The organism is Streptomyces sp. NPDC058375, assembly GCF_042723425.1.
GTDB classification, from domain to species: domain Bacteria; phylum Actinomycetota; class Actinomycetes; order Streptomycetales; family Streptomycetaceae; genus Streptomyces; species Streptomyces durocortorensis.
Genome location: NZ_JBHXJG010000044.1, coordinates 1 through 23,704, shown reverse-complemented (window position 1 = coordinate 23,704; position 23,704 = coordinate 1). Strand labels below are relative to the sequence as shown.

The 23,704-nt window shown below is 68.2% G+C and carries 23 protein-coding genes and 1 pseudogene; 11 read left to right on the top strand and 13 right to left on the bottom strand.

Annotation, left to right across the window (positions count from 1 at the left end; genetic code table 11):
- Positions 1 to 48: 48 nt before the first annotated feature.
- Positions 49 to 558, top strand: a complete 510-nt coding sequence (locus tag ACFWM7_RS10520; protein ID WP_383257750.1) for an NUDIX hydrolase — start codon at positions 49 to 51, stop codon at positions 556 to 558.
- 33 nt (positions 559 to 591) lie between these two features.
- A pseudogene (locus ACFWM7_RS10515) lies at positions 592 to 705 on the top strand (SHOCT domain-containing protein); the annotation flags it as partial.
- Between the two features lie 111 nt (positions 706 to 816).
- On the opposite strand, the gene ACFWM7_RS10510 reads toward ACFWM7_RS10515, so the two are convergent.
- On the bottom strand, positions 817 to 1,215 hold the full coding sequence (locus ACFWM7_RS10510; RefSeq protein ID WP_383257742.1) for a VOC family protein: 399 nt from the start codon (positions 1,213 to 1,215) through the stop codon (positions 817 to 819).
- A 192-nt stretch (positions 1,216 to 1,407) separates the two neighbouring features.
- Here ACFWM7_RS10510 and ACFWM7_RS10505 point away from each other — a divergent pair, with 192 nt between their 5' ends.
- Positions 1,408 to 1,869, top strand: coding sequence for an ATP-binding protein (locus tag ACFWM7_RS10505; RefSeq protein WP_383257737.1), 462 nt, complete (start codon positions 1,408 to 1,410; stop codon positions 1,867 to 1,869).
- A 25-nt stretch (positions 1,870 to 1,894) separates the two neighbouring features.
- On the opposite strand, the gene ACFWM7_RS10500 is transcribed toward ACFWM7_RS10505, so the two are convergent.
- Positions 1,895 to 2,551 (bottom strand): LysE family translocator, encoded by a 657-nt coding sequence (locus ACFWM7_RS10500; protein ID WP_383257734.1) that lies wholly within the window; start codon positions 2,549 to 2,551, stop codon positions 1,895 to 1,897.
- Between the two features lie 814 nt (positions 2,552 to 3,365).
- Here ACFWM7_RS10500 and ACFWM7_RS10495 point away from each other — a divergent pair.
- From ACFWM7_RS10495 to ACFWM7_RS10480, 4 genes are all read left to right on the top strand, one after another.
- A complete protein-coding gene (locus tag ACFWM7_RS10495) occupies positions 3,366 to 3,854 on the top strand; it encodes a DUF2243 domain-containing protein (RefSeq protein WP_383257730.1) in 489 nt (162 codons plus the stop codon).
- Positions 3,854 to 5,035 carry a cytochrome c oxidase assembly protein gene (locus ACFWM7_RS10490; protein ID WP_383257724.1) on the top strand — a complete coding sequence of 394 codons (1,182 nt, stop codon included), beginning with the start codon at positions 3,854 to 3,856 and terminating at the stop codon, positions 5,033 to 5,035. The genes ACFWM7_RS10495 and ACFWM7_RS10490 overlap by 1 nt, the downstream gene beginning before the upstream one ends.
- 72 nt (positions 5,036 to 5,107) lie before the next feature.
- Positions 5,108 to 5,659: a DUF1360 domain-containing protein gene (locus tag ACFWM7_RS10485; RefSeq protein WP_383257719.1), complete on the top strand. Its 552-nt coding sequence runs from the start codon at positions 5,108 to 5,110 to the stop codon at positions 5,657 to 5,659.
- A 139-nt stretch (positions 5,660 to 5,798) separates the two neighbouring features.
- Positions 5,799 to 6,047, top strand: a complete 249-nt coding sequence (locus ACFWM7_RS10480; protein WP_383257714.1) for a hypothetical protein — start codon at positions 5,799 to 5,801, stop codon at positions 6,045 to 6,047.
- A 267-nt stretch (positions 6,048 to 6,314) separates the two neighbouring features.
- On the opposite strand, the gene ACFWM7_RS10475 is transcribed toward ACFWM7_RS10480, so the two are convergent.
- The 4 genes from ACFWM7_RS10475 to ACFWM7_RS10460 form a co-directional block, all read right to left on the bottom strand.
- On the bottom strand, positions 6,315 to 8,594 hold the full coding sequence (locus tag ACFWM7_RS10475) for a catalase (protein WP_383257712.1): 2,280 nt from the start codon (positions 8,592 to 8,594) through the stop codon (positions 6,315 to 6,317).
- A 164-nt stretch (positions 8,595 to 8,758) separates the two neighbouring features.
- Positions 8,759 to 9,805: an iron-containing redox enzyme family protein gene (locus tag ACFWM7_RS10470; protein WP_383257709.1), complete on the bottom strand. Its 1,047-nt coding sequence runs from the start codon at positions 9,803 to 9,805 to the stop codon at positions 8,759 to 8,761.
- Positions 9,802 to 10,053, bottom strand: a complete 252-nt coding sequence (locus tag ACFWM7_RS10465) for a CDGSH iron-sulfur domain-containing protein (protein WP_383257705.1) — start codon at positions 10,051 to 10,053, stop codon at positions 9,802 to 9,804. The genes ACFWM7_RS10470 and ACFWM7_RS10465 overlap by 4 nt, the downstream gene beginning before the upstream one ends.
- The gene (locus ACFWM7_RS10460; RefSeq protein WP_383257702.1) at positions 10,037 to 10,681 is read right to left on the bottom strand and encodes a HemK2/MTQ2 family protein methyltransferase; all 645 of its coding nucleotides are present in this window, start codon (positions 10,679 to 10,681) and stop codon (positions 10,037 to 10,039) included. The genes ACFWM7_RS10465 and ACFWM7_RS10460 overlap by 17 nt, the downstream gene beginning before the upstream one ends.
- 810 nt (positions 10,682 to 11,491) lie before the next feature.
- On the opposite strand from ACFWM7_RS10460, the gene ACFWM7_RS10455 reads away from it, so the two are divergent.
- Positions 11,492 to 11,956: an MSMEG_6728 family protein gene (locus ACFWM7_RS10455; RefSeq protein WP_383257780.1), complete on the top strand. Its 465-nt coding sequence runs from the start codon at positions 11,492 to 11,494 to the stop codon at positions 11,954 to 11,956.
- A gap of 64 nt (positions 11,957 to 12,020) precedes the next feature.
- Here the strand turns inward: ACFWM7_RS10455 and ACFWM7_RS10450 are convergent, their stop codons facing one another.
- Genes ACFWM7_RS10450 through ACFWM7_RS10435 form a run of 4 tightly spaced genes read right to left on the bottom strand, consistent with a single transcriptional unit; the run spans position 12,021 to position 16,085 of the window.
- On the bottom strand, positions 12,021 to 12,881 hold the full coding sequence (locus ACFWM7_RS10450; protein WP_383257776.1) for a glycosyltransferase family 2 protein: 861 nt from the start codon (positions 12,879 to 12,881) through the stop codon (positions 12,021 to 12,023).
- Positions 12,881 to 13,891 carry a glycosyltransferase gene (locus tag ACFWM7_RS10445; protein WP_383257699.1) on the bottom strand — a complete coding sequence of 337 codons (1,011 nt, stop codon included), beginning with the start codon at positions 13,889 to 13,891 and terminating at the stop codon, positions 12,881 to 12,883. The genes ACFWM7_RS10450 and ACFWM7_RS10445 overlap by 1 nt, the downstream gene beginning before the upstream one ends.
- Positions 13,888 to 14,988, bottom strand: coding sequence for a glycosyltransferase (locus ACFWM7_RS10440; RefSeq protein ID WP_383257694.1), 1,101 nt, complete (start codon positions 14,986 to 14,988; stop codon positions 13,888 to 13,890). The genes ACFWM7_RS10445 and ACFWM7_RS10440 overlap by 4 nt, the downstream gene beginning before the upstream one ends.
- On the bottom strand, positions 14,985 to 16,085 hold the full coding sequence (locus ACFWM7_RS10435) for a glycosyltransferase (protein ID WP_383257691.1): 1,101 nt from the start codon (positions 16,083 to 16,085) through the stop codon (positions 14,985 to 14,987). Before ACFWM7_RS10435 ends, ACFWM7_RS10440 begins: the two co-directional genes overlap by 4 nt.
- A 442-nt stretch (positions 16,086 to 16,527) precedes the next feature.
- On the opposite strand from ACFWM7_RS10435, the gene ACFWM7_RS10430 reads away from it, so the two are divergent.
- The 3 genes from ACFWM7_RS10430 to ACFWM7_RS10420 all read left to right on the top strand — a co-directional run bounded on the left by ACFWM7_RS10430 (position 16,528) and on the right by ACFWM7_RS10420 (position 20,062).
- On the top strand, positions 16,528 to 18,060 hold the full coding sequence (locus ACFWM7_RS10430) for an FAD-dependent oxidoreductase (RefSeq protein WP_383257687.1): 1,533 nt from the start codon (positions 16,528 to 16,530) through the stop codon (positions 18,058 to 18,060).
- Positions 18,061 to 18,402: 342 nt separating this feature from the next.
- Positions 18,403 to 18,939 (top strand): isochorismatase family cysteine hydrolase, encoded by a 537-nt coding sequence (locus ACFWM7_RS10425; RefSeq protein WP_383257682.1) that lies wholly within the window; start codon positions 18,403 to 18,405, stop codon positions 18,937 to 18,939.
- 241 nt (positions 18,940 to 19,180) lie between these two features.
- On the top strand, positions 19,181 to 20,062 hold the full coding sequence (locus ACFWM7_RS10420; protein ID WP_383257678.1) for an SDR family oxidoreductase: 882 nt from the start codon (positions 19,181 to 19,183) through the stop codon (positions 20,060 to 20,062).
- A 68-nt stretch (positions 20,063 to 20,130) separates the two neighbouring features.
- Here ACFWM7_RS10420 and ACFWM7_RS10415 read toward each other — a convergent pair whose 3' ends face one another.
- The 3 genes from ACFWM7_RS10415 to ACFWM7_RS10405 form a co-directional block, all read right to left on the bottom strand.
- The gene (locus tag ACFWM7_RS10415) at positions 20,131 to 21,747 is read right to left on the bottom strand and encodes a phytoene desaturase family protein (protein ID WP_383257673.1); all 1,617 of its coding nucleotides are present in this window, start codon (positions 21,745 to 21,747) and stop codon (positions 20,131 to 20,133) included.
- A gap of 76 nt (positions 21,748 to 21,823) precedes the next feature.
- Positions 21,824 to 22,279, bottom strand: a complete 456-nt coding sequence (locus ACFWM7_RS10410) for an SRPBCC family protein (protein WP_383257670.1) — start codon at positions 22,277 to 22,279, stop codon at positions 21,824 to 21,826.
- Positions 22,280 to 22,717: 438 nt separating this feature from the next.
- Positions 22,718 to 23,526, bottom strand: a protein-coding gene (locus ACFWM7_RS10405; RefSeq protein WP_383257665.1) for an IS5 family transposase whose coding sequence is annotated in 2 segments (ribosomal slippage) — positions 22,718 to 23,206 and positions 23,209 to 23,526 — 807 coding nt in all. Because the reading frame shifts where the segments join, the coding sequence is not laid out codon by codon here.
- Positions 23,527 to 23,704 lie beyond the last annotated feature (178 nt).

The following is a 23,704-nucleotide window of genomic DNA, read 5'->3' as shown; positions in this document are numbered from 1 at the left end:
TACGCGCACCGCACACACACAAGCACCGGAGAGCGGAGAACCAGCACCATGCCGGCCGAGCCTGCCACCGCGCCCGTCCGCAACACCCGCCCGCCCACCGCACAGGCGGCCCTCGGAGTCGGGGTGATCGTCGAGGACGGCCGGGGGCGGATCCTGCTGGGCCGGCACCACAGCGGTACGTGGGAGCTGCCGGGCGGGAAGGTCGACGCGACGCACGAGTCGATCGCGGCGGCGGCCGTGCGGGAGCTGCGCGAGGAGACGGGCCTGGTGGTCGGCGAGGCGTCCGTGGACGTCATCGCGATGGTCCACGACGTGATCGGCGGGATCAACCGCATCAGCATGGCGGCCGTCGTACGGCTCACCTCCGGCGACCCCGAGGTGACCGAGCCGCATCTGATCAGCGCCTGGCGGTGGACCGCGCCCGAGGAGCTGCCGGACCCGCTGTTCGATCCGTCGGCACAGATCCTGGCGGTCTGGCGACCGGACCTGGGCATCACCCACCCGCCCGCGCACACCCTGCGGATCGCCGAATGCGGACGAATCGGACCAACTGTATGAATAAGGGATCATCCGTGCGATCGGAGTAGGCCCATGGACGATTACCCGCTGCTGAACCTCTTCCTGACCATGCTGTACCTGTTCCTCTGGGTCATGTGGTTCTTCGTGCTGTTCAAGGTGATCACCGACCTCTTCCGGGACCATTCTGCCTTCGAGGGCAACCGGTTCGGCGGCCGGAGCGGGACCGACGCCCGCCGCGTCCGGTGACTTTCGCCCCTGGGACCGATCAGCCTCCTGGGCCGCAGGACTTACGCTGCGTCAGGACGCCGATTCCTCGCCCTCACTGGGCCCGTGGCTCACGTCGACAACGCAGAAGATGTTGCCGTCCGGGTCGGAGAGGACGACGAAGTCGGGGTCGGGCGGGTACAGGTCCCACTCGACGGTCCGCGCGCCGAGCCCGACCAGCCGCTGGACCTCCCTGTGCTGCTCCTCGGCCGTGTCCACGCACAGGTCGAGGTGCAGGCGCGGGCGCGGCTCGGCCGGGGAGGCGCTGTGCATCAGGGCGAGAGCCCGGCCGGAGCCATCGCGGTGATGGAGGGTCCGCCATGTTTCGCTCTGCCACTCCGACGAGACGACCAGGTCCAACGCTTCGGTCCAGAAGGCCACCGCACGGGGAACATCTGTGACGCCGAGGACAGGAAATCCGAGTCTCAACATGTGAGCGAGCATAGGTGACCTGACCTTGAGCGCCGAAGCCTTTCTTTACGGGTCCACCCCTCCGTCGCAAGCCGCACGAACCGCCTGCCCCCTCCCCCCGGATCTGGCCTGTCTGGAATACGCGGGGCAGGGTAGGCGGGAGGGGCGAGCAGGTCGCGGTGGGCCGCGACCGGTGTTGACGGGGGATATCTCATGGGACAGCTGACAATGACCGGGCGGGAACGACAGGAGGCGGCTGTCACGGGCACCGTGCGGGGCAGTGCCGTGTACGACATGGCTTCCGGCGAGATCGCGGAGGCCCGCGCCTTCGTCAGAGATTTCCTGGACGCCGCACAGTCGCGCCACGGCCTGAGCGTCTCCGCCCGGGCGGTGGAGACCGCACAACTGGTCGTCAGCGAACTGGCCACGAACGTCTGCAAGTACGCGCCCGGCCCCTGCCTGCTGGACCTCGAAACCGATGGCGTTCTGATGGACATCGTGATGTGGGACTCCGGCGCCGTCCTGCCCGCAGCCTCGTCCGCCGACCCGACCCGTATCGGTCAGCATGGCCTCGAACTCGTCCTCTTGGTCTGCCAGAGCTTCGCTGTCCATCGCGAACCGGTCGGCAAACGCATCCGTGTCCGGATTCCCCTGCACGACACGTCGATGCCCTGACCGACGCGGGTCGGGTTTGTGCGATTCAGGCGGTAGACGCGACACCGACGCCGATGGCAATGAGCAACCAGCCGGTGGTCAGTTCCCAGCGGTGCTGGAACTTCGGACGAGCCAGCAGGGCGCGCAGCCGCGTGGCGACGGCGACCACGGCGAACCAGTAGACGACCCCGATCAGGATGTCCAGGGTGCCGAGAATGAAGATCTGCGCGGTCATCGAGCCACCGTCGTTGACGAACTGCGGCAGGATACTGAGAAAGAACAGCGCCGCCTTGGGGTTGAGCACGTTGGTCAGAAACCCCTGGGCGAAGCCGGAACGCCACCGCTCATCGACGGACCGCGGCTCTCCCACCGGCGAGCTGTCGTCCTCCGCTTCCGGGACAGTGGCCCGCCTCCGCGCGGCCCGCCGGGCGGCGAGCACCGCCCGGACCCCGAGATGGACCAGATAGACGGCGCCCAGCAGCTTGATCGCGTCGTAGACGGCTGGGGAGCGGGCGGCGATCACCGCCAGACCGATGGCGGCGGCGAGCATGTGTACGCACAGTCCTACCTGGGCGCCCAGCCCCGCCGCCCGCCCCTTGGAGGGGTGCTCGATCGCCGACCGGAACACCACCAAGAAGTCCGGACCGGGTACCACGTACGCAACCAACACCACTGCGAGGAAGCCCGTGAGGTCGACCGACATCCGCTCTCCGTTCACCCACCCCGAGGGCGGGAGCCGAGGGTCATGTGAGCCTGCATCACCCGCATGCGCTCCTCGTACCCCTGAACGATGTGGACAGGCCGACGATGCCAGGGAGAATTTCGGCCGGTCAGCCTCCGCCGCTTCGCAGCCCTGCACCGGCTCGTCATCGCCACCGTCCGGTCACGAGGGGCCTCTTGCCTGCACCCGGTCCTCAACTGGTCCCCAGAAATGATCAGGGCCGGTTTCGGAGCAATCCGAAACCGGCCCTGATCTGCGACTTTCTCCAGTCGGGACGACAGGATCGAAACGTGGATCAGCCACCCTCTTTACTTCTTGGAGCTTCCTCGTCCCGGACGCCCATGATGGATATCGACGACCTTGCAGCCAGATCTGCCCCTCGACTCGATGCTCCTCCATACGCAAATGGAATCCACCGGGCGAGAGCACGACCGTGCCCGCCCGCCCCGGCTCCGCCGTAAGACCAGACCAGGGGGTTTGGTCGCCTGCCCTACTCCGCCTTCTGATCTGCCCCCCGGCCCCCACACTCGAGCCCGGTGACCAGTCATGGCCGGACTTCATTCCACCAAGCCGCACCCGTCCCCCGGGGTTCGACGTTCGTTCTCTCGCTCCATCGGTATGATTCCCGATACTTCCAACATGTGCGCGTAAGGGCAGGGACACCTGGCCGGGTCTGGATCTGCCGGGTCAAGCGAGGTGAGAGCTCGTCTCCGTGACGGGGAGTGCTGCTATATGACTACGGACGACCGAACAACGGCGAAGAGCCCCGTCCAGAAAGCCGGTCGCTATGAGGAGCATGCCGCCCCGCCCCGCCTCTTCTTCCGAGGACCGGCCGCAGCCTGGGCGTTCGTTAGCCGTGTGTGCGCTGATCGGCTTGGCCGTGATGGCCGCCGTCGACGAGATCGTCTTCCATCAGATCCTGCACTGGCACCACTTCTACGACCGCTCCGCGCTCGGCATCGGTCTGCTCTCCGACGGTCTGCTGCACACCTTCGAGCTCCTCGCTCTCGTCGCCGGGTTCTTCGGCTTCGCTGACCTGCGTCGCCGCAACGCTCTCGTCGCTGCCCACGGGTGGGCCGGCTTCTTTCTCGGCCTGGGCGCCTTTCAGCTCTTCGACGGCATCGTCGATCACAAGCTGCTGCGCCTCCACCAGATTCGCTATGGCGTCGATGTCACGCCTTACGACTGGGCGTGGAACTCTGTCGGTGTCATCCTCCTCGCCCTCGGCATCGCCCAGACGGTGCGCGCCGAGCGCAGCGCCCGTAATCGGCCGGCATCGGTGTGATGGTGAACCCCACACATCTAGGCGCGGGAGACATCGGTCTGCTGGGGCCTGCTGTTGCTACGGCCGCGCTCCTGGCCGCCATGGTCTACCTGCTGGCCGCCGCGCGGTTGCGTCGGCGCGGTGACGCCTGGCCCCGCCGCCGGTGCGCCTTCTTCGCCGTCGCATGCGGGAGCCTCGCCTGGGCCCTGGTTGGCGCAGTGCCGGGTGGACCCTTCACCGCTCATATGGCCCAGCACCTCGCCGTCGCCATGGTTGTCCCTCTGCTGCTGGTCCTCGCCCGCCCTCTGACTCTGCTCCTGCGCGTGCTGCCCGGCGGCACACCGGCCCGGCGTGCCCTTCTGGCTGTCGCGCACTCCCGGCTCGTAACCGGACTGTTCTTCCCGCCCCTGGCCGCTGTCCTGGACATCGGCGGTTTGTGGGTGCTCTACCGCACCCCTTTGCTCGCCGCCAGTCATCATCAGCCTCTGCTCGACGTCGTGGTCCACATCCACGTCCTGGGCGCCGGACTGCTGTTCACGTTCGCCGTTTGCCAGCTCGATCCCGTGCGCCGTCCATGGAACCTCTACTGGCGCGGCAGTACCCTGTTGGCCGCAGGCTGGGCCCATGCCGTTCTCGCGAAGAGTCTTTATGCCACTCCCCCGCCCGGCACCGCCTTCGTCACCAGCGACGTCCACACGGCATCTCAGCTGATGTACTACGGTGGCGACCTCGTCGAGGTCGCCCTCGCCGCTGTCGTCGCTTCTCACTGGTACACCACCACCGGTCGCGCCCACCGGCGCTCATCCTCTGCGCACATGGTCAAGCGCCCTTCGGCCGCCAGGGGATCGGGTCGAGGTGCGGGCTCCCTCCGCCGTCGGCCCGCGCCGGCCGGAACTCGCCGTTCACGACCCGCTTGTGACCTCGTCCCCGCCGAGGATCGCGCGTTCGTCCGGACGGCTCCCCGGCGGCCCGGCGAAGGTCTACCGCAGTCCGAATCGGGCACCGATCACATACGCGCGTGCCGTGACGGCGCATGGCCCAGCCACGAGAGGGAAAGAGGCCGACTCATGCAGCAGAACACACCGTCCCAGGCCGAGGGTGAACGCCCCGACGACGGATCCGCTCAGGATACGGAGCGTCGGCCCCCCGGGGGCGGAACGCACCCCCTCTCAGGCCGAAGGGGACTGGGAATCCAACGGTGACGGCGAAGCCTCGTAGAAGCCGGCAAGCCCACAGAGGTTCAAGCCCCGAACAGCCTTAGCGGAGGTTTTGTCATGAATCATGGTGCACACAAGGAAAGCACGCCCGTGCAGAGGGCAGGAGCCGTCTTTCGCCGGGTAAGCAGGGCCTACTCACCGCCTGAGGAGCATCAGCTCGCCGGCCACCTCGGCGCGCTGGTCGCGTTCGGTGTGTATACGGCCGCTTGGGGCGCTGCGGTAGGTGTGCGAAGGACCGCGCTTCCGGACCGCCGCCGCCCGCTCGATCTCCTGTTGACGGCAGCCGCCGTGTTCCGACTGGGCCGGTTGCTCAGCAAGGGGTCCGTCACAAGCCCGCTCCGGGCACCGTTCACACGGTACGAGGGGGCGTCGGGCCCCGCCGAAGTGAAGGAGAGTCCCCGCGGGGGCCGCATCAGGTCGACCGTGGGCGAGCTGGCCACCTGCCCCTTCTGCCTCAGCGTCTGGCTGACGACCACCTTCACCGGCGCCCACCAACTGTGGCCCCGCGCCACGCGCACCGTTACGGAAGCGATCGCCGCCTTGGCGGTGGCCGACACCATGCAACTGGGATACGACTGCCTGCTCCAGAAGAACAGCGGCTCCAGCTGATGGACCGGACCAGGGACGCCGTCCGCGAGGCCATGGAACAAGGACGACTGAACCGCGTAGCGACGGCGGGTGTTCCGCAGGACGGCCGCCCGAAATCCGCCCGGCGACGGAAAACCGAGAACAGGACAGGGAACACATGATGATCGACGAAACTCTGGTCCGCGAGCTGCTGGACGCGGCGGACGACGACTCCGCCCTGGTCCTGCTGGAGGGTCGTGCCAGGGTGGCGGGGCAGGACGCCCTCAAGGGCGACGAGCTCCGCGGCGCTGCGATGGTGCTGACACGGGCGGAGCTCGTGGACCGGCTGGGCACCTCGTACCCCGCCCCGCAGGACCTGACCCTGATGGCGGCGGCCCTGGACGACGCGGTCAGCAAGCTCGGCGGCTGACGCCCGGGGCGGGCTGTTCGTCTCACTTCGGTGTCAGCCGTTCCCCTTCACGGGGTGCCCCACTTACACCGCCTGCTCCGCCCACTGGCGCAGGACAGATTCCTCGGTGAGGTCGGCTGCCGGCGGAGACACGAAGTTGGCCAGGATGACGAGAGTGCCCGGACCTTCGTGCTCGCTGATCCTGGTGCTTCGCCTTCCGCGTCACGTGGTCACGGCCCTTCGGCCCGTCGGCCCCCGGCAAGGTGCCGGGAGCCGACGGGGCAGGGATCAGACAACCGGGGTGAACCGGTCCCAGGCTCGGTGGTGAGCCAGCATTCCTGTGAGGCCCTCCAGGACCGAGGCCGGCTCGGCTGCGGTGACCACACCGGGAGCGTCGGGGGCGATGCCCGCGGTCTCCAGGGCGTCGAGGCCGTCGGCCCAGGCGCCGATGGCCTTGCCGTGCCGGTATGCCTCGGTGATCAACAGCAGGACCCGCGGATCGACCCCGGCGGTCACCACCGCGTCGTCATCGACCTTGGCATCCCGGGCACCGAGCGCGTCGGGGCCGGGGGCCGGTGCGCCGGCGAGGAGGATGGCGTCGAACTCGACGGAGCGTGCGGTGGTGAAGGTGCGCTGGACTGTGACGGGTTCACCGTCTTGGTCGAGCTTACCGCCGGTCGGAGCGATGACCAGCGGAACCATTCCGGCGTCCAGCACCGCTTGGCGGACCGACCGAACGCCGCCCAGGTCCTGGTCGCCGGCGGTGACGATGCCGATGATCCGGCCGTCCGCCGGCCACCTGTCACCCAGCTGCGACAGAGCCGGGCTCGGCTCCGGCTCGCCCAGGACCACGGTTGCCTGCGGGGCGGGCAGTCCGAGGCCGGCGGCCACCTGTTCGCACAGCACGCTGTCGATGTTGGCCAGGACGAGCAGGGCACGTTCCTTGATCGCCTGCTCATAGCACTTGCCGAGCTCGAAGGTGTACGCGGCGACGATGTGCTCGCGCTCCGTGGGGGTCATGCTCAGCCAGAACAGGCGGGGCTGGCTGAAGTGGTCATCGAAGGACGCTGCCGCGTCCCGGACCTTGCGGGCCGCGGGGACCTCGGCAGGCACCTCGATGTAGGCCCCGGTGTCCTCCCCGGCGAGGAACGGGCAGCCGCCGTCCAGGGAATTGGGCCGGTACGGCGCCACACCGCGGTGGACCGCGGTCTGGTGCATACCGTCGCGCAGCATGTCGTTGACCGGGGCGTGCGTGCGGTTGATCGGCAGTTGGCCGAAGTTGGGGCCGCCGAGCCGGGTGAGCTGGGTGTCGAGGTAGGAGAAGAGGCGGCCCTGGAGCAGCGGGTCGTCGGTGACGTCGATGCCGGGGACGAGGTGGCCCAGGTGGAAGGCGACCTGCTCGGTCTCGGCGAAGTAGTTCGACGGGTTCGCGTTCAGGGTGAGCAGTCCGATCGGCTGTACGGGGGCCAGCTCCTCGGGAACGATCTTCGTCGGGTCGAGGAGATCGATGCCCTCGAACATCTGGTCCTCGGTGTCGGGGAAGGTCTGGACGCCCAGCTCCCACTGGGGGAAGGCTCCTGCCTCGATCGCGTCGGCGAGGTCCCGGCGGTGGAAGTCCGGGTCGACGCCGGCGGTGATCTGCGCCTCTTCCCAGACCAGGGAGTGGACGCCGAGCTTGGGCTTCCAGTGGAACTTGACCAGCGTCGTGGCGCCTTCGGCGTTGACGAGGCGGAAGGTGTGGACGCCGAAGCCCTCCATCATCCGGTAGGAGCGCGGGATGCCCCGGTCCGACATGTTCCACAGCGTGTGGTGGGTCGCCTCGGTGTGGAGGGTGACGAAGTCCCAGAACGTGTCGTGCGCGCTCTGCGCCTGCGGGATCTCCCGGTCGGGGTGCGGCTTGCCTGCGTGGATGACGTCGGGGAACTTGATCGCGTCCTGGATGAAGAAGACCGGGATGTTGTTCCCGACCAGGTCGAAGACGCCTTCCTCGGTGTAGAACTTCGTCGCGAAGCCCCGGGTGTCGCGCACCGTGTCGGCCGAACCCCGCGAACCGAGAACGGTGGAGAAGCGGACGAACACCGGCGTCTCGACATCCTTGGCCAGGAACGCCGCCTTGCTGATCTGCCCGGCGGTGCCGTAGCCCTGGAAGACCCCGTGCGCCGCCGCGCCCCGGGCGTGCACGACGCGCTCGGGGATGCGCTCGTGGTCGAAGTGGGTGATCTTCTCGCGCAGGTGGTGGTCCTGCAGCAGCACCGGCCCGCGCGGGCCGGCCTTGAGCGAGTGGTCGGTGTCGTACAGCCGGGCGCCCTGGGCGGTAGTCAGGCGCTCCCCGCCCTGTGCCACCTTTTTCTGGGGGACTCCGGTCTCCTGACCGGTCGGGCTGTACGTGTCCGGCCCCCGCTGGTCGGGCTTGGGCGGCAGCGGACCGGTCGGCTCCGTGGGCTCGTCCACCGGCGGCGGCACCGGACCCGGCGCGCCGGGAATCTCGTTCGCAGGCCCAACGGCGTCCTGCACCTTCTCGACCACCTTGTCAGCGGCGGACTTCACGGGGTTCTTCTTCTCACTCATGGAGTTCCCATCATTGCGGAGGATGTCGTCTGTCATGGGGGAGGGTCAGGTGGTGAGGAGATCGCTGGGGCGGCGACTTCGGAGCTGACCGCGACGAGCTACGCCCCGGGACAGCGAGCGAAGCAGGGGAGCACTCGCTCACCTCTGTCTCTTGCGTGCGGCTGTCACGGTCTGCCAGGGTCCTGCGCAGTCGTCGCCAGGGGTATGCGCAGAGCGGAGCGGTCGGTTCGCCACGCTGCCAGCAGGAACTCACCCAGCCTGTCTTCGAGCAGGCCCGTGGCGTGGATGCCGAACGCCACGTCGACGTCGAGGCCGGGCTCAGCGGCCAGGAGTGGCCCGATCACCTCATGCCGGACGACCTGCTCATGCACGGCGTCGGCCTCGACGTGCTCCTCGTAGAAACGTGCGGCGGCCGGCCCGGCGCCTGTGCGTCGCATCGCCTTCGCGAGCCGTCGGGAACCGGGAGAGGAGGTCACCTCGACTGCGGCGAAGTGGCCGATGAGTGCACCGCGCAGTGCGCGGTGCAGGCCGAACAGCGACATGACGTTGACGGTGCACAGCACCTGTGCCGGTGCCGCGTCGAGGTACCGGCCATAGGTGTGGTCCAGGTCGAGATCGTCCATCAAGTTCGCGAAGAGCCGGGCATGCATCTCCTCGGCCCGTCCCGCTCCGAACTCGTCGTACTCCACCGCCACCATCGCCGCCTTCGCCCGACCATGCAGCCGCGGAATGACCCAGGCATGCGGATCGGCCTCCTTGAGGTGGTAAAGGGAGCGGAGTGCCGCGTACTCACGGAGCTGCCACAGCTGCCCATCGCTCTGCAGGAAATGGCTGACGCCAGTGCCGTCGTCGCCGACCGGTTCGACCAGGAGCTCCGCCAAGGCGCCATCAGCGCCGACCTCCTGAGGCACATCCGCCCGCAGCGTTCGCAGAAAGCGGCACTCCAGTGCTCCGCGCAGTCGCAACAAGTCGGCATCCCACTCACGGTCGTCGCCGACGCCCTCGAACCCCTGGTAATGCAGTTCGTACAACAGGTAGAGCGCCAGCTGAAGGTCGTCGCCGTAGGGCTCCGCCTGGGCCACTGTTCGAGAACACACTCGGGGTTCATGGCAATTCCGCAACGAGGAAATGACGGCGTCGGACAGGGCACCCCTAGAGGCCGGTAGCGCCGGGGTGGTGTCACGTGCTTCTCGGTAGGCAACCACGGTCATGTCGTCCCACCCGCATACGGGTCAGGGGTCGCGTCCCTCGGTGTTTCGGTGGGCAGGGCCGTGCGGCGGCGGTGGCTGGTGTCGCACCAGGGATGAGCGCGACTGCGGCGACATGTGCACACCGCCACCATGAATCGCTGGGACGTTGAGATGGTGCCGTCGTCGTCGGTAACGGTCACGGGACCTTCCACCAATAGCGGACCGTTGTGTTCGAGACGGATACGGCGAAAGTCAGCGTCGTCGCGCACGGAAGACCACCAGTTCCTCTTTGTCCTGCTGCTCGTCGTCCATCAGCCCCTGGTCGCGCAGCCACCGCAGCCGGGAGCGCATCACCGGGCCCAGCGGGACGAGCTCGCGGTCGATGACCTGCGCGTCGAAACCGAGACCGTGGAGAGTGTCGACCGTGATATCGACGCCGCACACCGCCGAATGCACCATGAGCAACGTTCCGCCCGGCTCCAGAACGGTTGCGGCAGTCACGCAGACCTGGTCGACAACCGCGCGGCCATCCAGGCCGCCATCCCACGCACGAGCCTTGCCGCGCACAGGCGGCAGGGCTGCCGGGGCCGGCACGTAGGGCGGATTACTGATGACCAGGTCGTATCCGCCCCTGCCGAGGGTGGACAGATCGCGGTAGCGGACGGTGACGCGCTGGCGGTGGAGTGCGGCATTCAATCTGGCGCACAACACCGCCCTGCGGGAGATGTCCACAGCCGTGACGCGAGCACCCAGCCCGGCCGCGTGTACAGCCAAGGCTCCACTGCCCGTGCCGAGTTCCAGCACACGCTTACATGGATCGGCAAGTTCTCGGCCGACAGCGCGCATCAAGAGGTGCGTGTCATGTTGCGGTGCATAAACGCCGGGCACGGTAAGCATCCGTCGCCGCCTGCTGCGAAGTACCTCCGCCATGTCTGCTTCTCGCCCTCTCAGTGGCGACGACTGTCCGCCGCTCGTCCAGGATGTATTACGGATAAGGGGACCGCCATTCAAACGGTTACGGAATGTATTCGCGGCTTACGTCCGCGTCGCGGCACAGTCGCAGACGGCCCGTCGACGGGAAAGTCGCGGTCGGTTGCGACAGAATGCCGCCGTTCGAGCACGGCGATCCGAAGCTCAGCGCGCTCCCCGTGCCCCGAAGGCCGTGACCAGAGGCGGGGAAGTCGGCTTCCGCGAAGACGGTTTCCCGGGCGTACGTCGGGTGGGGTCCACAACTCGCGGCCCTCGACGCGCGCGGCAATCGTCCGCTCGCCCGCGAGCAGCCTCTCGACGGGCAGGCACTGGTCGGCCGCCGACGCCACTGTTCGTACACCGCAGTCCTGATGTAGACGGAGCGGTAGGGAAAGCACCGTCATCAGCCCGCCTTTCTCGCAGATCGTCGAAGCCGACTCACACAGCTGTCGCCGGGTATCGACCAGTCCTGGTGCGGTTCCGTGCTGCCGGAACCGATGAGGCTTACTCCGTCTGTCCCGAAAGTCCCGGCGCATCCCTCCCGTGGTCGGCGTAATCCGGCAGGGCCCATGTGGACGCGCGGGCCGGTGCGGGACGCCCGGCACTCAGCCTGGTGTTCCCACCGACGCCCCAGGTGCTGGGTGCCTCTTGGTGTGCGAGATTGAAGCCCCTGGCATTCCGTTAGTCGTTAGTCGTCCCCTCATGACCGGCGGCATCGACATCAGGAGATGGGCCGGCATGCAGACGTTCTTGCCCTATCCCGACTTCGTCGCCTCCGCCGCATCACTCGACCCCCGGCGCCTGGGCAAACAACGTGTCGAAGCAGTTCAGGTGCTGCGCGGCTTGACGGTCCCTGGCTACGGGTGGCGCCACCACCCGGCCGTGCGCATGTGGGCGGGCTACCAGGAGGCGCTGGTGCGCTACGGGCTTGAGATCTGCCGCGCGTGGACCGCAACTGGACGCGCGGATACGTGCGCCGCTTCGCTCCTAACCGACTTCTCGGCTCAGCGAACGGTGGGTGTACGAACGCAAGCACAACTTGCGGCGGACCACGAGTTGCCACCGTGGCTGGGGGATCCCGCTTTCCACCGCAGCCACCGGTCCGCGCTACGCGGCAAGGACCCGAATTACTACGCTCCTCTGTTTCCCGACGATCCTGACGACCTGCCCTACATCTGGCCGGCCTCGGACCGCTCCAGCTAGCCGAAGGACCCGGGGACTCCAGGCGTCTTCAGCACCAGGCGGTCGCCTACCCGCGCGTTCCGGTTCACACCGTTCCCTCGGAGCACCCCTCACCGGCCGGACCGAGGACCCAGCGTCCGGTGGCACGGTCCCGGTGGGCGAGGCCGCGGTCGGCGAACGCGTAGAGCCAGTCGCTCATCGGCCACCAGCCCCATCGGCGGTGGAACGTCTCGGCGTTGCGCAAGATGTCGTGCAGGTGCGACACCGGCGGGTCGGAGACCGGGTGGTGCTGATGGAAGGCCGGAGCGCCACCCACCCACATGAGTCGGACACCGGCTGCGCGTGCCTTCTGCCCGTAGTCGGTGTCCTCGCCGCCATACCCTTCGTACTCCTCGCAGAATCCCCCGATGGCGTGCCAGGTGTCGGCCGTCACGGCGAAGGACAGAGACCAGAACAGCGCATAGTCCGCGCTCCGGCGGATCTCCCCGGCCGCGGGGGCCGGTCGGCCGGGGTGGGGCGCGGCGAGCACCGGGAGGTCCGACAGCCGGTACCCGTCCGGGCCCGGAGGGGGCAGGTAGGAGACGGTGCCGCAGAGCAGGGAGCGATGGTGTTCGGCATGGAGGGCGGCCTGCCGGTAGCGTTCCAGCAGTTGCTCGCCTGGGACGCAGTCGACGTCCAGGAAGACCAGCAGTTCGGCGCCGCGCTCCAAGGCGTGGGCGGCGCCGAGGTTCCGGGCGCGGGCCAGGGGCAGGTTTCTGTCCTTCACCGGGCAGTCGATGACCGTCGCGGCGGGTCCTCGTGCGGCCAGTACCGCCCGGAGTCCCGGGTCGTTCATGGCGACGACCACGTACTGTTCCGGGGTATGCGAACCGGCCGCGAGGCCAAGGTGTTGCAGCGCCAGATGTTGGTGCCGTCCGGCCGCCGGAGTGATCACCGCGGTACGCATCACGGGGCCTGCTCGTTGTGTGCGGTGTCGGCCAGAGCACGGGCGGCGCGGGCGGCGCCGTCACCGGGCGCCCATTGCGACCAGCGTTCTCCGCCGTGGGCGTGGGCCTGCTCGAGGAGCCCGGACCAGTCGCCGGCGTTCGGCCACCGAGGGGTGACGAGGGCGAGCTGACCGCGCGTGAGGGCGCGTCCGGTGGCCGCTTGTTCGCCGAAGGGGCGCTCTTGCGGTACGACCACCGCTGGGCGGCGTGCTGCCGCGCATTCGGCGAGGGCGTTCTGTCCGGCGTGGGTGACCACGACGTCCGCCGAGCAGAGTTCGGGCCACGGGTCCGTGGACCAGCGGCCATCCGGGCCGCCCAGCGTTGTCCATTGCCAGCCGGGGGTTGCGGCCTGCGCCTCGGCGACCTCGGCGGTGGAGATATCGCGCCCGCCCGAGCCCATGAGCAGGAGCACCCGCCGGGGGCCTCCCCCGTCCCCGCACTCCTGGGCAAGGGCGCGGCCGTCGAAGCGGGAGAACGCTCCGGTGTGGACCGTCTTGGCACGCCAGTGCCGCGGCCAACCGGGCTCCGGCAGAGCCGACGGCCACGGGGCGAGAAGCAGTTCGGCCAGGTCGTAAGCGGTTCGATGCGGTGGGTCCGTGCGATCGCCCCGCATGGCCACGACCGCGGTGGGGGTTCCCAGGAGCCTGGCCAGCAGGGCGACTTCGACAGAGACGTCGGACACCAGGAGGGCTGGTGACATCGTCGCGATCCACTCGGCGATCAGTGTCATGCGCCCCCGAAGTCCGGCGTGCAGGACCGGTGCCCAGTGCAGCCGCCCGCCCGCCGTCACGTCACCGAATGCGGTCGGATCGCCGTCGTCGTCCCTCGGCAGCCGTACCCAGGGGCCGGGCCAGTCGTCGGGCGGGGGGAGAGAGGAGAGTCCGGTCACCGTGTGGGGGCAGTGTGCTGCGATGGACCGGGCGCGGTGGAGATGGCCGCTGCCCTGGTGGTGTACGTAGTAGCCGATCATGCCGACACCGAACGGTAAAAGCGTTCATAGCTGCGGGTCATGACGTCCATGGAGCAGAAGGCTTCCGCGTGCCGTCGGGCGTCGGCCCGGGAGAGGCCGATCGTGGGCTCAACCACCTTCGCCAGTTCGGCGCAGTCGCCAGGCGTTGCCAGGCGGCCGCAATCCTGCGTGATGATCTCTGGCAGGGCGCCCCGGGCGAAGCCGCAGACCGGTGTGCCGCAGGCCAGCGCCTCCGCGACCACCAGTCCGTACGGCTCGTCCCAGCAAGGAGTGACGACAGCTGCCGCCGAAGACCCGACCAGCTCGCACAGGTCAGGCTGGTGGAGATGGCCCGTATAGGTGATGGTGCGGTTCAACTGGGGGCGGATGCATGCCTCGAAGTATTCGCTGTCTCCCACCGGGCCCGCGATCCGCAACCCTCGGCCGGACAGTTTCGCGGCTTCGATCGCCAGGTGAGTGCCCTTCTCTGGAACGATCCGCCCCGACCAGACCAGTTCCTCCCCGCCGGAACCCGGATGCCACCGCCTGGTGTCAATGCCATTGCGCACCACGGTGGCGGCGGGCACGACGTGCCGCCAAGCGGCGGCGGTGTGGTCGCTGACCGCGCTGAAGTGCACCGGACAGTGCGGCGCGGCCTGGATGGCTGATTCGATCCAGGGGGTCGGTGGCGTGTGCAAGGTGGTGACGACCGGGGCGGAAAGGGCGGGGGCCATCGCCACCGGCAGGTAGTGAAGGCTGTTGTTGTGCACAACGTCGTACCGCCCGGGCTCGCGAGAAAGATCGAGCATCAACTGCAGGTAGGCGTGGTGTTCCTCCAGCCAGAGCACGGCCACCATGCTCTTGTCCCGCCGCGCGCCCTCGCTGATTCGCGGTGCACGCAGGGGCATCTCGACCACGCCCAGCGCCGGATCGGATCCAGGACCGGCAAAGACGGCGACCTCATGGCCCCGGGCCCGCAAGGCCGTGGACAGCGTCCAGGTATGCGCTTCGAGACCGCCGGCGAAAGGCTCGGCGATCGGGTGGCGGGCCGAGGCGATCAGGGCGATGCGCAGCGGGGCCGTCGGTGGCTGCGACGGGGGCCTCCGAGTGCCGCTCACAGGAGGTCCTGGTAGGTGAGCTCGTGGGCCCGGGCGATGCGCATGCGTTCGGCGCCGCGCTCCAGCGGGTCGGCACGCCAGGTGGGACGCTCTTCGTAGGCCGTGTACAGCGCGTCGCGCAGGGACGCTGCGTCCAGGCCCTGTCGGTCGTGTCCGTAGGTGAAGCACGGGCGCTGCTGCGCGTAGAACCCGCAGGAGGGGGCGAGGACGGTGGTGCCGAGGTCGTGGCATGCCTCCAGCCATCCGGAGTGGGTGCCGAACCGGTAGGGCAGTACGGAGACGTCCAGGCCGATCAGGTAGTCCCACAGCGCGTCGTCGTCGAAGTAGTCGTGCACGCTGAGCTCCAGCCGGCCCTCGCGGCTCATCCCGCGCAGTTCGTCGAGCACGCCGGGCGCGTACCAGTGGCTCGCCGGGTCGTCGACGTCCGGGTGGCAGTCGACGCGGAGCACCGCGCCGGGGAGTTCCGGCAGTACGTCGGCGAGCACCCGGACCACCGGCAGAGGATCCATGTTGGGTCGGATGCTCTTGGCGTGGAGGCCGACCGTGAACGCGTCGTGCAGGGGCCGCGGGCGTACCAGTCCGTCAGGTTCCACGACGTGCGGATGCGGCAGGACGGTGGCGGTGCGACCCCACCGCGCGGCAATCTCCTGTGCGGCGCCCGGAGTGAGCGTGATGAGCCGGTCCGCTCCGGGGACGAGCACGTCCAGCTGCGCCTGGTGCTCGCCCTCGTCGAGGTGGTGGGGGTTGGCCAGGTCGTGGACGGTGTAGACCAGCGGCTTCCCGTTCCTGCGCAGGGCCGCGAGAAGCTCCTTCAACGCCGCAGGGGTCTGTGCGTCGAAGCCGAAGTGCAGGTGGAACACGTCGAAGGCATCGGCGTGTTCATCCACCCAGTCCGGGTCGAGCATGACCGGCGGCCACCACTGCTGCGAACCGCTCGGAGCACCGCAGGGACGGGGGTCATCGAGCCGTGTCACCCGACCGCCCTCGGGCGGGGACAGATGGCGTACGTAGACGTGGCCGGACGGGACCGACGCGACCCTGATGGTGCCGGTGGATCCGGGTGCCTGCCTGCGCCTGCGGCGCCCCTCCGTTTGCACTCCATGGCGGGTGCTGGGCGTTCGGAGCGAAGGTTCGCCTGGACGGTTATGGGCCAGTGGCTCGGCCACGACTGCCTCCTCGCTCGGTCATGCCCAACCCACCTGGCCAGCGGAAACGGGTGGGCCATGCCACGCACAGTACGGTGAAGCCCACGTCAAGGGCGATCGGTGATCCCCCACTCGGTGGCCGACGGGCGAGCAGCTGGGCCGATGGGGTGAAGGACTCGGTGTGCCCTCCGGCTCGAATCCCCCGAGTGCTCTGGATCCGTTCTTTGAAACGGGCGTGAGCGCCAGGGTGCGGGGAGGCAATGCACGTGCGTCTTTTCGCTTCTCGCTACCCGTCCGGGTGTACAGGTCTGTGCCGGAGATGGAGACAGGGCCGCTCAGGGGAAGAGTCACGTCACCCCGTCTCCTTCGTACTGTTGAGGGAACACGTAGGGGCATGACCTCACACGATGAGCTGCCCGGCACGGCCGAGTCCTACTGGATGGCGACGACAACGAGCACCGACAAGCCCAGGCTGGACACGGACGCGGCGGCGGACGTCGTGGTGGTCGGCGCGGGGATGGCCGGCCTGAGCACCGCTTGGGAACTTGCCAGGGCAGGGCGGAGCGTGGTCGTGCTGGAGGCCGACCGTATCGCCGCCGGCGTATCGGGCTACACGACGGCGAAACTCACAGCAGCGCACTCCCTGATCTATGAACGGCTGAGCCGAACGCGCGGGGGCGAAGGCGCACGCCATTACGCCCAGTCCCAGCAAGCGGCGGTGGAACGCGTTGTATCGGTCGCGGAGGAACTCGGCGTCGACTGCGACGTCGAGCGGCCCTCGGCCCTGACGTTCACCACCGATCCGCAGCAGCGGGCCACCTTCGAAGCGGAGGCACGCGCAGCTGCCGAAGCGGGCCTCGACGCTCACTTCGTCACGGAGACGGACCTGCCGTTCCCTGTCCGCGCAGCCGTAAAGGTCGCACACCAGGCGCAGTTCCACCCGCGCAAGTACCTTCTGGCCCTGGCCGACGACATCACCGCACGAGGCGGCCTCATCCACGAACAAACTCGCGTGACCGGCCTGAGCGAGGGCAGTCCGTGCAAGGTGACCACCGAGGGGGGCGCGACGATCACCGCGAAGGATGTCGTCGTCGCCACTCACTATCCGGTGTTCGACCGGGCACTCCACTTCGCCCGCTTGTCACCCCGCCGGGAACTGGTGGTGGCAGCACCCATTCCTGCCGACCAAGCACCGAAGCACATGTACGTCACCGACGACATGGGGAAGCGCTCCGTCCGTACCGCGCCTCTCGACGAGAGCCGACGACTGCTCATTGTCACCGGGGAGAGCTTCACCCCCGGCACCGGTGACAGCCACGAGCGGTTCCTGCGACTGGACCGGTGGATGCACGACCACTTCTCGGTAGGCGAGACTGCCTACCGGTGGGCCGCTCAGGACAACGATGTGAGCGACGGTGTGCCGCTGGTCGGCCCCTTCCACCCGGGTGCCCGGCATGTCTATGTGGCCACCGGTTTCGGCGGCTGGGGCATGAGCGGTGGTGCCATGGCCGGACAGCTGCTGGCGTCGCTGGTCACCGGCGCACAACCCGAGTGGGCCGGGCTGTACGACCCACGCCGTCTGTGGAGCACCCTCCGGGAGGCGCCGGCCCTGCTCAAGCAGCAGGTGGAGGTGGCTCGGCACTTCGTGGGCGACCGGGTGAAGACTACCCATGTGGATTCGGTCGCCGAGATCGCCCCGGGGTCGGGCGCGGTCGTCCGGGTCGAGGGCCGCCGTTGTGCCGTCTATCGCGACGAGGACGGTACCGCCCACGCCGTGTCGGCGCGCTGTACGCATCTCGGGTGCCTGGTCTCCTTCAACGAAGCGGAAACAGCGTGGGAGTGCCCTTGCCACGGTTCCCGGTTCGGCATTGACGGCGAGGTCCTTCACGGACCAGCCCTGCGCCCGCTGTCTCCTCGGGATATCTGAGGGTCGTGCAGACCGGACACGGCCGACCTGTCCGCGTTGCAGACAGCCATCCCGAAAGCATCCGAAACTCGGGATTGGGCTCCCGTATTTCCTGCGGCCGTACGGGGTGAACGGCATCAGGGTTTGCGCGCGGTGCGTCCTCAGCGCGTCCATTACGGAAATCGCTGGTGGACCAGGCCGGGCGGACCGACGCAGAATACGAGAAAGCATGAGAGAGAGGCACTTGAGAAGGAACGTCGGCACCTGACCCCGCCGTCGTCGGCGGGGTCATCCACCAGCTCCTGCGGGGGCCTACGCCGCCTGAGGACGCGCGCAGGCGGGCGAGGGTGGGATCATAGCGTCATGGGAAGAAATGCTTTGATCCTGATCGACATGATCAACACGTACGAGCACGCCGATGCAGAGCTTCTGATTCCTTCCGTACGTCAGGCGATACCGCATATGGTCCGGCTCTTGGAACGGGCGCGCGCCCAGGGTGTCCCGGTCATTTATGTCAACGACAACTTCGGTGAATGGCGATCCCACCACGGAGAAATCCTCCAGACCGCCCTGGCCGGACCACATTCGGAATTGGTCAGTCCGGTGCAACCAGATGAAGATTCGCTCTTTGTGGTCAAGGCGAGACACTCGATATTCTTCGAAACCCCGCTCAGCTACCTACTGTCGCAAATCAACGTGGACCGGGTGATTCTTTGCGGCCAGGTCACCGAACAGTGCATCCTCTACTCCGCTCTCGATGCACATATTCGCCATGTGCAAGTGACCATTCCCAAGGAAGCCGTCGCTCATATCCACAGCGACCTCGCAGAGGCGGCACTACGCATGATGGAGCGCAATATGCAGGCGACGATCACCCCAGCAGATTCTGTCGAGCTCTAAGGGCTGCCCTGCGATCCGCAGCGAAGAGCGAGCTACACGGAACTTTCCGCTGGCGAGGAAAACGAAGACTGACAATCGATCGGGGGGCGACGTGCCACCTCGGAATACGGAGCCCGGCAGCATCGCAACACTCCGCCGACTCCGGCCCGGACCATGCCGGACCGCATCACTGCGCTGAAACCGAAACGAGAGCGGGTAGCGGCACGTCGGCCGCCCACACGCATACGTACTGGAGAAGCACATGACAGATCAGAAGCGGCCTCTCAGCGGTCGCACGGCCGTCGTGACCGGTGCCGCACGGGGGCTCGGCAAGTCCATAGCCGAAGAACTAGCTGCCCGTGGCGTCAACGTAGCTCTGCTCGGCCTGGAGGAGGACGCCCTCGTCAAGGTGGCGACCGAACTGCCGACGGATTCGCGGTGCTGGACTGTGGACATTACCGATGACGCCGCCATGGCTCGCGTAGCTGAGGAAGTCCCTCGTCTCATGGGCCCCGTTTCGATCGTCGTCGCCAACGCAGGAGTGGCCGAAGCCGGCCCTTTCCTCGACTCGGACGCGGCCAGTTGGCGACGTGTGATCGAGGTCAACCTGGTCGGCAGCGCAGTTACTGAACGGTCGTTCATGCCGCACCTGCTCGACACTCGCGGCCATTATCTGCAGATCGCCTCACTTGCGTCCGTCGGGGCGGTGCCGATGATGAGCGCCTACTGCGCGTCCAAAGCCGGCGTGGAGTCACTCGCACATTCTCTGCGTGCCGAGATGACCCATTGCGGTGTCAGCGTCGGTATCGCGTATCTGAACTGGATCGACACCGATATGATCCGCGACGCAGACTGCTACTCGGTCATGCAGGAAATCCGACGCCATATGCCACGGCCCGCCCGCACCACGCGTTCCGCCGATCACATGGCCCGCCGTGTGGTCGCCTCCGTGGAGCGACGTGCGTCCTCCGTGTACGTGCCGGGGTGGCTTCGAAGCATCCAGGCGGTGCGTGCCGGTCTGCCGGGGGTGATCACATGGGTATCCCGCCGGGAACTCACGCACTCGCGGTACAGGGCGACGGGGCTCCTAGGCGTGGGAGGACGAGCAGCCCGGGCCAGTGGCGGATTCAGGGACCGTGACTGAGCGGCAGCCCCGCGTCGTCGGAGACCTCCGGCAAAGTGCGAAGGGTTGTCGGGCACAACTGGAGACGGTTACCCACCGGTCAGTCCGGTACGTCCGACCCGGGGCAGCGCAGAGGTGTGCAGGCGGAATGGGCTCCCGGCGCGCAGCGCGGCGCGGGCCGCGTTCGCGCCGGGGGCTCCGTGCACGCCGCCACCAGGATGTGCGGAGGCGGAGGCGAGGTACAGATTCTTCACCGGGGTCTCGGGCCGTCCCGTGCCCGGGGTCGGGCGGAACACCAGCTGCTGGTGCGCGGCGGCGGTACCGCCGTTGATCGCGCCGCCGAGCAGGTTGGCGTCCATGGACTCGATGGTCGGGGGAGCGAGAACCCGGCGGGCGCGGACGCGCGATCGGAACCCCGGTGCCCAGCGCTCGATCTCATGCTCCATCCGGTCGGCCATGGCTTCCTGTTCGCGCCGGTCCCACCGTCCCGTGAGGCCGTCCTCACCGGCGTCGCCCTTGATGCGGTGAGGAACGTGGGTGTAGGCCCAGGCCGACTCCGTCCCAGCGGGTGAGCGTGTGGCGTCCGCCGTGGTCATCTGCCCGAAGAGGAGGAAGGGGCGGTCGGGGACCTGACCGGTCGCGATCTGCGCGGCGAACCGGGTAAGACCGTCGATCCCGTCAGCCAGATGAACAGTCCCCGCCGTGGACGCCTCACCGGCGGCCCACGGCACCGGCCCATTCAGCGCCCAGTCGACCTTGAAGGTCGCGAAGTCCCACTGGAAACGACGCAGATCGTTCAGCAGCTGGTCAGGGAGGAACCGGGTGTCGACCAGTCCGCCGTAGAGCGCCGACGCGGAGACATCAGCGAGCACCGCACGGGAGGCCGCAACGGATTCACCGCTGGCGGTGCGTACGCCGACAGCACGTCCTGCGCGTACGACGATCTCCTCCACGCGCTCCCCGCACCGGACGACACCGCCGTGCCGCTCCAGCCGCCGCACCAGAGCCGCCGTGAGCGCCCCGGCGCCCCCGACCGGCACGGGAAAGCCATAGGTCTGGCCGAGCATGGACATCAGCCAACCGAAACCCCCGCTGCCTGCTGCCTCGGGGCCGAGGTCCGCGTGCAGCGCGTTCCCCGCAAGGAGAAGCCTCGCCGCTTCGCCGCGGAACTCCTCCTCACCCAGGCGACGCACGGGCAGGAGCATCGTCCGCGCCAGACGGAGTCCTCCGGCCGCCCTGAGCTTGGCGGCCAGCCGGGCGGTGGCCCGTACGGGTGGGAAGGGGGTGAAGAGAGCGCGCAGGATGTCAGGGCCCAGACGGGTCCAGGTGCCGTACAGGTCGAGCCAGGCGGCCCCGTCACCCTCCGCGAACGTATCCAGCCCGGCCGCCGTCTCCCGCGCTCCCCGTTCGAGTACGGCGCACCGGCCGTCCGGCAGTGGGTGGGCCAGCACCCGGGGAGCGTGACTCCATTCGAGCCCTTCCTCCTGGAGCTCCAGCCCGCCGAGGACGGGGGACGCGGCTGCTAGTGGGTAGAAGGCGCTGAAGAGGTCGCTCACGTAGTCGGGATGGACCTCACGGTCGCTGCGGACGGCGCCGCCCGGTTCGGGCTGCGCCTCCAGCACCTCCACGCTCCACCCCGCGGCGGCGAGAAGATTCGCCGCGACGAGCCCGTTGGGTCCCGCGCCGATGACCACCGCATCCGGCATCGCTGCCTCCTCACGTTCGCGCCGAGCCACTGCTGCACAGCCACCTCGTCGTCAGTCCTACTGGCGGCTGCGACGGTCATGACACCTGGTGTTCGCCCCTTGAGGTCCTCTCGACCACTTCCGCCAGACGGGCGAGCATGGTGCGGTGACGCACCTGGACGAAAGCGTCGATGGCGGTGTTGTGGAGCTTCGCGGCGGGCCCTCGCAAGGGGTGCTCATCGATGATCACCAGCGTGTTGCGTCCCCAGCGACGTACCTTCAGCGCGATCCGGGCGGTACCCAGCCATCCGCTCTCGGCCTCCAGCTCCAGCACGTGCGGGGCCTCACAGCGTCGGACGACGGTGCGTCCCCGGCCGGACCACCGGCCCAGCCGGACCGTGTACGTGATGCCGGCACCGACCTCGGGCCAGGTGCCTTCGTCGGGCGTGGAATCGGATGTTCCCACCACCCAGTCGCCGTAGCTCGTGGGATCCGCGAGGACCGCCCAGACATCCTCGACGGGACGTTCGATCAATCGGTGTCGTACAGCCATCGGTTTCTCCAGCCTTCGTCGAATCCGCCGCAGGCCCTCCCGTACCCGGCCTCTTCTGACCCATGCGTCCACTTTCACAGGCATACGAGGGGTCCGCCGTCTGTGGGGCGGCAGACATCTCCACTCTGCCTGACCTCGTGTCGGTCTACCCCACGCACAGCAAGCAGCGTCGGCGCGCTGAGAACATGGCGGGCCGCGTAGCGGGAGGCAAGGGCATGCGTACCTGGTACGAGGAGCTCGATGACCGCTGGTCGCGCGCCGCCAGGTAGACCCACTCCAGAAGGTGATGGAGGAGCACCAAGGGCACGGATAAATCCGGCCAGTTCAACAAGTCGACGTCGCAGGACTGCCACATTACCGCCACCCCAATGTCAGCAAATTGGCATACGACTTGAAGAAGGACCGGATATCAGATCGCCCTTAGAGCCCGTAACACGATCATGCGCGGGCCTTCTTGAGGCGTCTCCAGCAGATCAGGCTGCAGGCCAGGGAGACGAAGGCGTCGTGGAGTTCGGTGCGGCGTTCCCAGCGGACGGCGAGACGCTTGAAGTGGTGGAGGAGCGCGAAGGTCTGCTCGACGACGTAGCGGAGCTTGCCCATCCCTTTGATGTTCGGGCAGCCCTTGCGCGAGATGACAGGCAGGATCCGGCGCTTGCGTAGCGCGTTCCGGTTCGGATTGGAGTCGTAGCCCTTGTCGCCGAGCAGGGCGTTCGGTCGGCGGCGAGGCCGGCCGGGGCGGCCGGCGACAGGCGGGATGCCGTCGACCAGGGCGAGGGTCTGGGTGACGTCGTTGACGTTCGCCGCGGTCGTGATGACTTTGAGCGGGGTGCCGCGACCGTCGCAGATCAGGTGGTGCTTGCTGGCGGTCTTGCGCCGGTCGACCGGCGACGGGCCGGTGTCGGCACCCCCTTTTTCACCCGGATGTGGGAGCCGTCCACGCATGCCCGCGACCAGTCGAGCTCGCCGGCCGCGTTCAGCTCGGCAAGCAGGACCCGGTGCAGTTGGTCGAAGACTCCTGCCTTCTGCCACCTCTCCAGTCGGCGCCAGCACGTCTGCCCCGAGCCGAAGCCCAGCTCCAGGGGCAGGAGTTGCCAGGCCATGTCGTTGTAGAGGACGAACAGGATGCCCTGCAGACAGAGCCGGTCCGGCACCGGCCTCGGCCCCGGCGACCGTCCCGGCCAAGGCGGCAGGAGCGGCTCGATCACCGCCCACAAGTCGTCGTCCACGATCCACGGCCCAGTACTCACACCATCACAAACGGCCGAATCGTCACACCGGTCACGGCCAACCAGCACACTTCAACAAGATCGTGTTACGAGCTCTAAGAGGTCATCTCATTTGGGTGACTCGGTATTCTGTGAGTCATGGTGGGGATCGTTGAGCGGTTGGTGCCGGACGAGTTGTGGGAGTTGTTCCAGCGGGTGG

Bases quoted from the DNA above. Each gene is read 5' to 3' on its own strand.
- ACFWM7_RS10520 (WP_383257750.1), top strand. From the start codon at position 49: ATGCCGGCCGAGCCTGCCACCGCGCCCGTCCGCAACACCCGCCCGCCC.
- ACFWM7_RS10510 (WP_383257742.1), bottom strand. From the start codon at position 1,215: ATGTTGAGACTCGGATTTCCTGTCCTCGGCGTCACAGATGTTCCCCGT.
- ACFWM7_RS10505 (WP_383257737.1), top strand. From the start codon at position 1,408: ATGGGACAGCTGACAATGACCGGGCGGGAACGACAGGAGGCGGCTGTC.
- ACFWM7_RS10500 (WP_383257734.1), bottom strand. From the start codon at position 2,551: ATGTCGGTCGACCTCACGGGCTTCCTCGCAGTGGTGTTGGTTGCGTAC.
- ACFWM7_RS10495 (WP_383257730.1), top strand. From the start codon at position 3,366: ATGCCGCCCCGCCCCGCCTCTTCTTCCGAGGACCGGCCGCAGCCTGGG.
- ACFWM7_RS10490 (WP_383257724.1), top strand. From the start codon at position 3,854: ATGGTGAACCCCACACATCTAGGCGCGGGAGACATCGGTCTGCTGGGG.
- ACFWM7_RS10485 (WP_383257719.1), top strand. From the start codon at position 5,108: ATGAATCATGGTGCACACAAGGAAAGCACGCCCGTGCAGAGGGCAGGA.
- ACFWM7_RS10480 (WP_383257714.1), top strand. From the start codon at position 5,799: ATGATCGACGAAACTCTGGTCCGCGAGCTGCTGGACGCGGCGGACGAC.
- ACFWM7_RS10475 (WP_383257712.1), bottom strand. From the start codon at position 8,594: ATGAGTGAGAAGAAGAACCCCGTGAAGTCCGCCGCTGACAAGGTGGTC.
- ACFWM7_RS10470 (WP_383257709.1), bottom strand. From the start codon at position 9,805: ATGACCGTGGTTGCCTACCGAGAAGCACGTGACACCACCCCGGCGCTA.
- ACFWM7_RS10460 (WP_383257702.1), bottom strand. From the start codon at position 10,681: ATGCTTACCGTGCCCGGCGTTTATGCACCGCAACATGACACGCACCTC.
- ACFWM7_RS10455 (WP_383257780.1), top strand. From the start codon at position 11,492: ATGCAGACGTTCTTGCCCTATCCCGACTTCGTCGCCTCCGCCGCATCA.
- ACFWM7_RS10450 (WP_383257776.1), bottom strand. From the start codon at position 12,881: ATGCGTACCGCGGTGATCACTCCGGCGGCCGGACGGCACCAACATCTG.
- ACFWM7_RS10445 (WP_383257699.1), bottom strand. From the start codon at position 13,891: ATGATCGGCTACTACGTACACCACCAGGGCAGCGGCCATCTCCACCGC.
- ACFWM7_RS10430 (WP_383257687.1), top strand. From the start codon at position 16,528: ATGACCTCACACGATGAGCTGCCCGGCACGGCCGAGTCCTACTGGATG.
- ACFWM7_RS10425 (WP_383257682.1), top strand. From the start codon at position 18,403: ATGGGAAGAAATGCTTTGATCCTGATCGACATGATCAACACGTACGAG.
- ACFWM7_RS10420 (WP_383257678.1), top strand. From the start codon at position 19,181: ATGACAGATCAGAAGCGGCCTCTCAGCGGTCGCACGGCCGTCGTGACC.
- ACFWM7_RS10415 (WP_383257673.1), bottom strand. From the start codon at position 21,747: ATGCCGGATGCGGTGGTCATCGGCGCGGGACCCAACGGGCTCGTCGCG.
- ACFWM7_RS10410 (WP_383257670.1), bottom strand. From the start codon at position 22,279: ATGGCTGTACGACACCGATTGATCGAACGTCCCGTCGAGGATGTCTGG.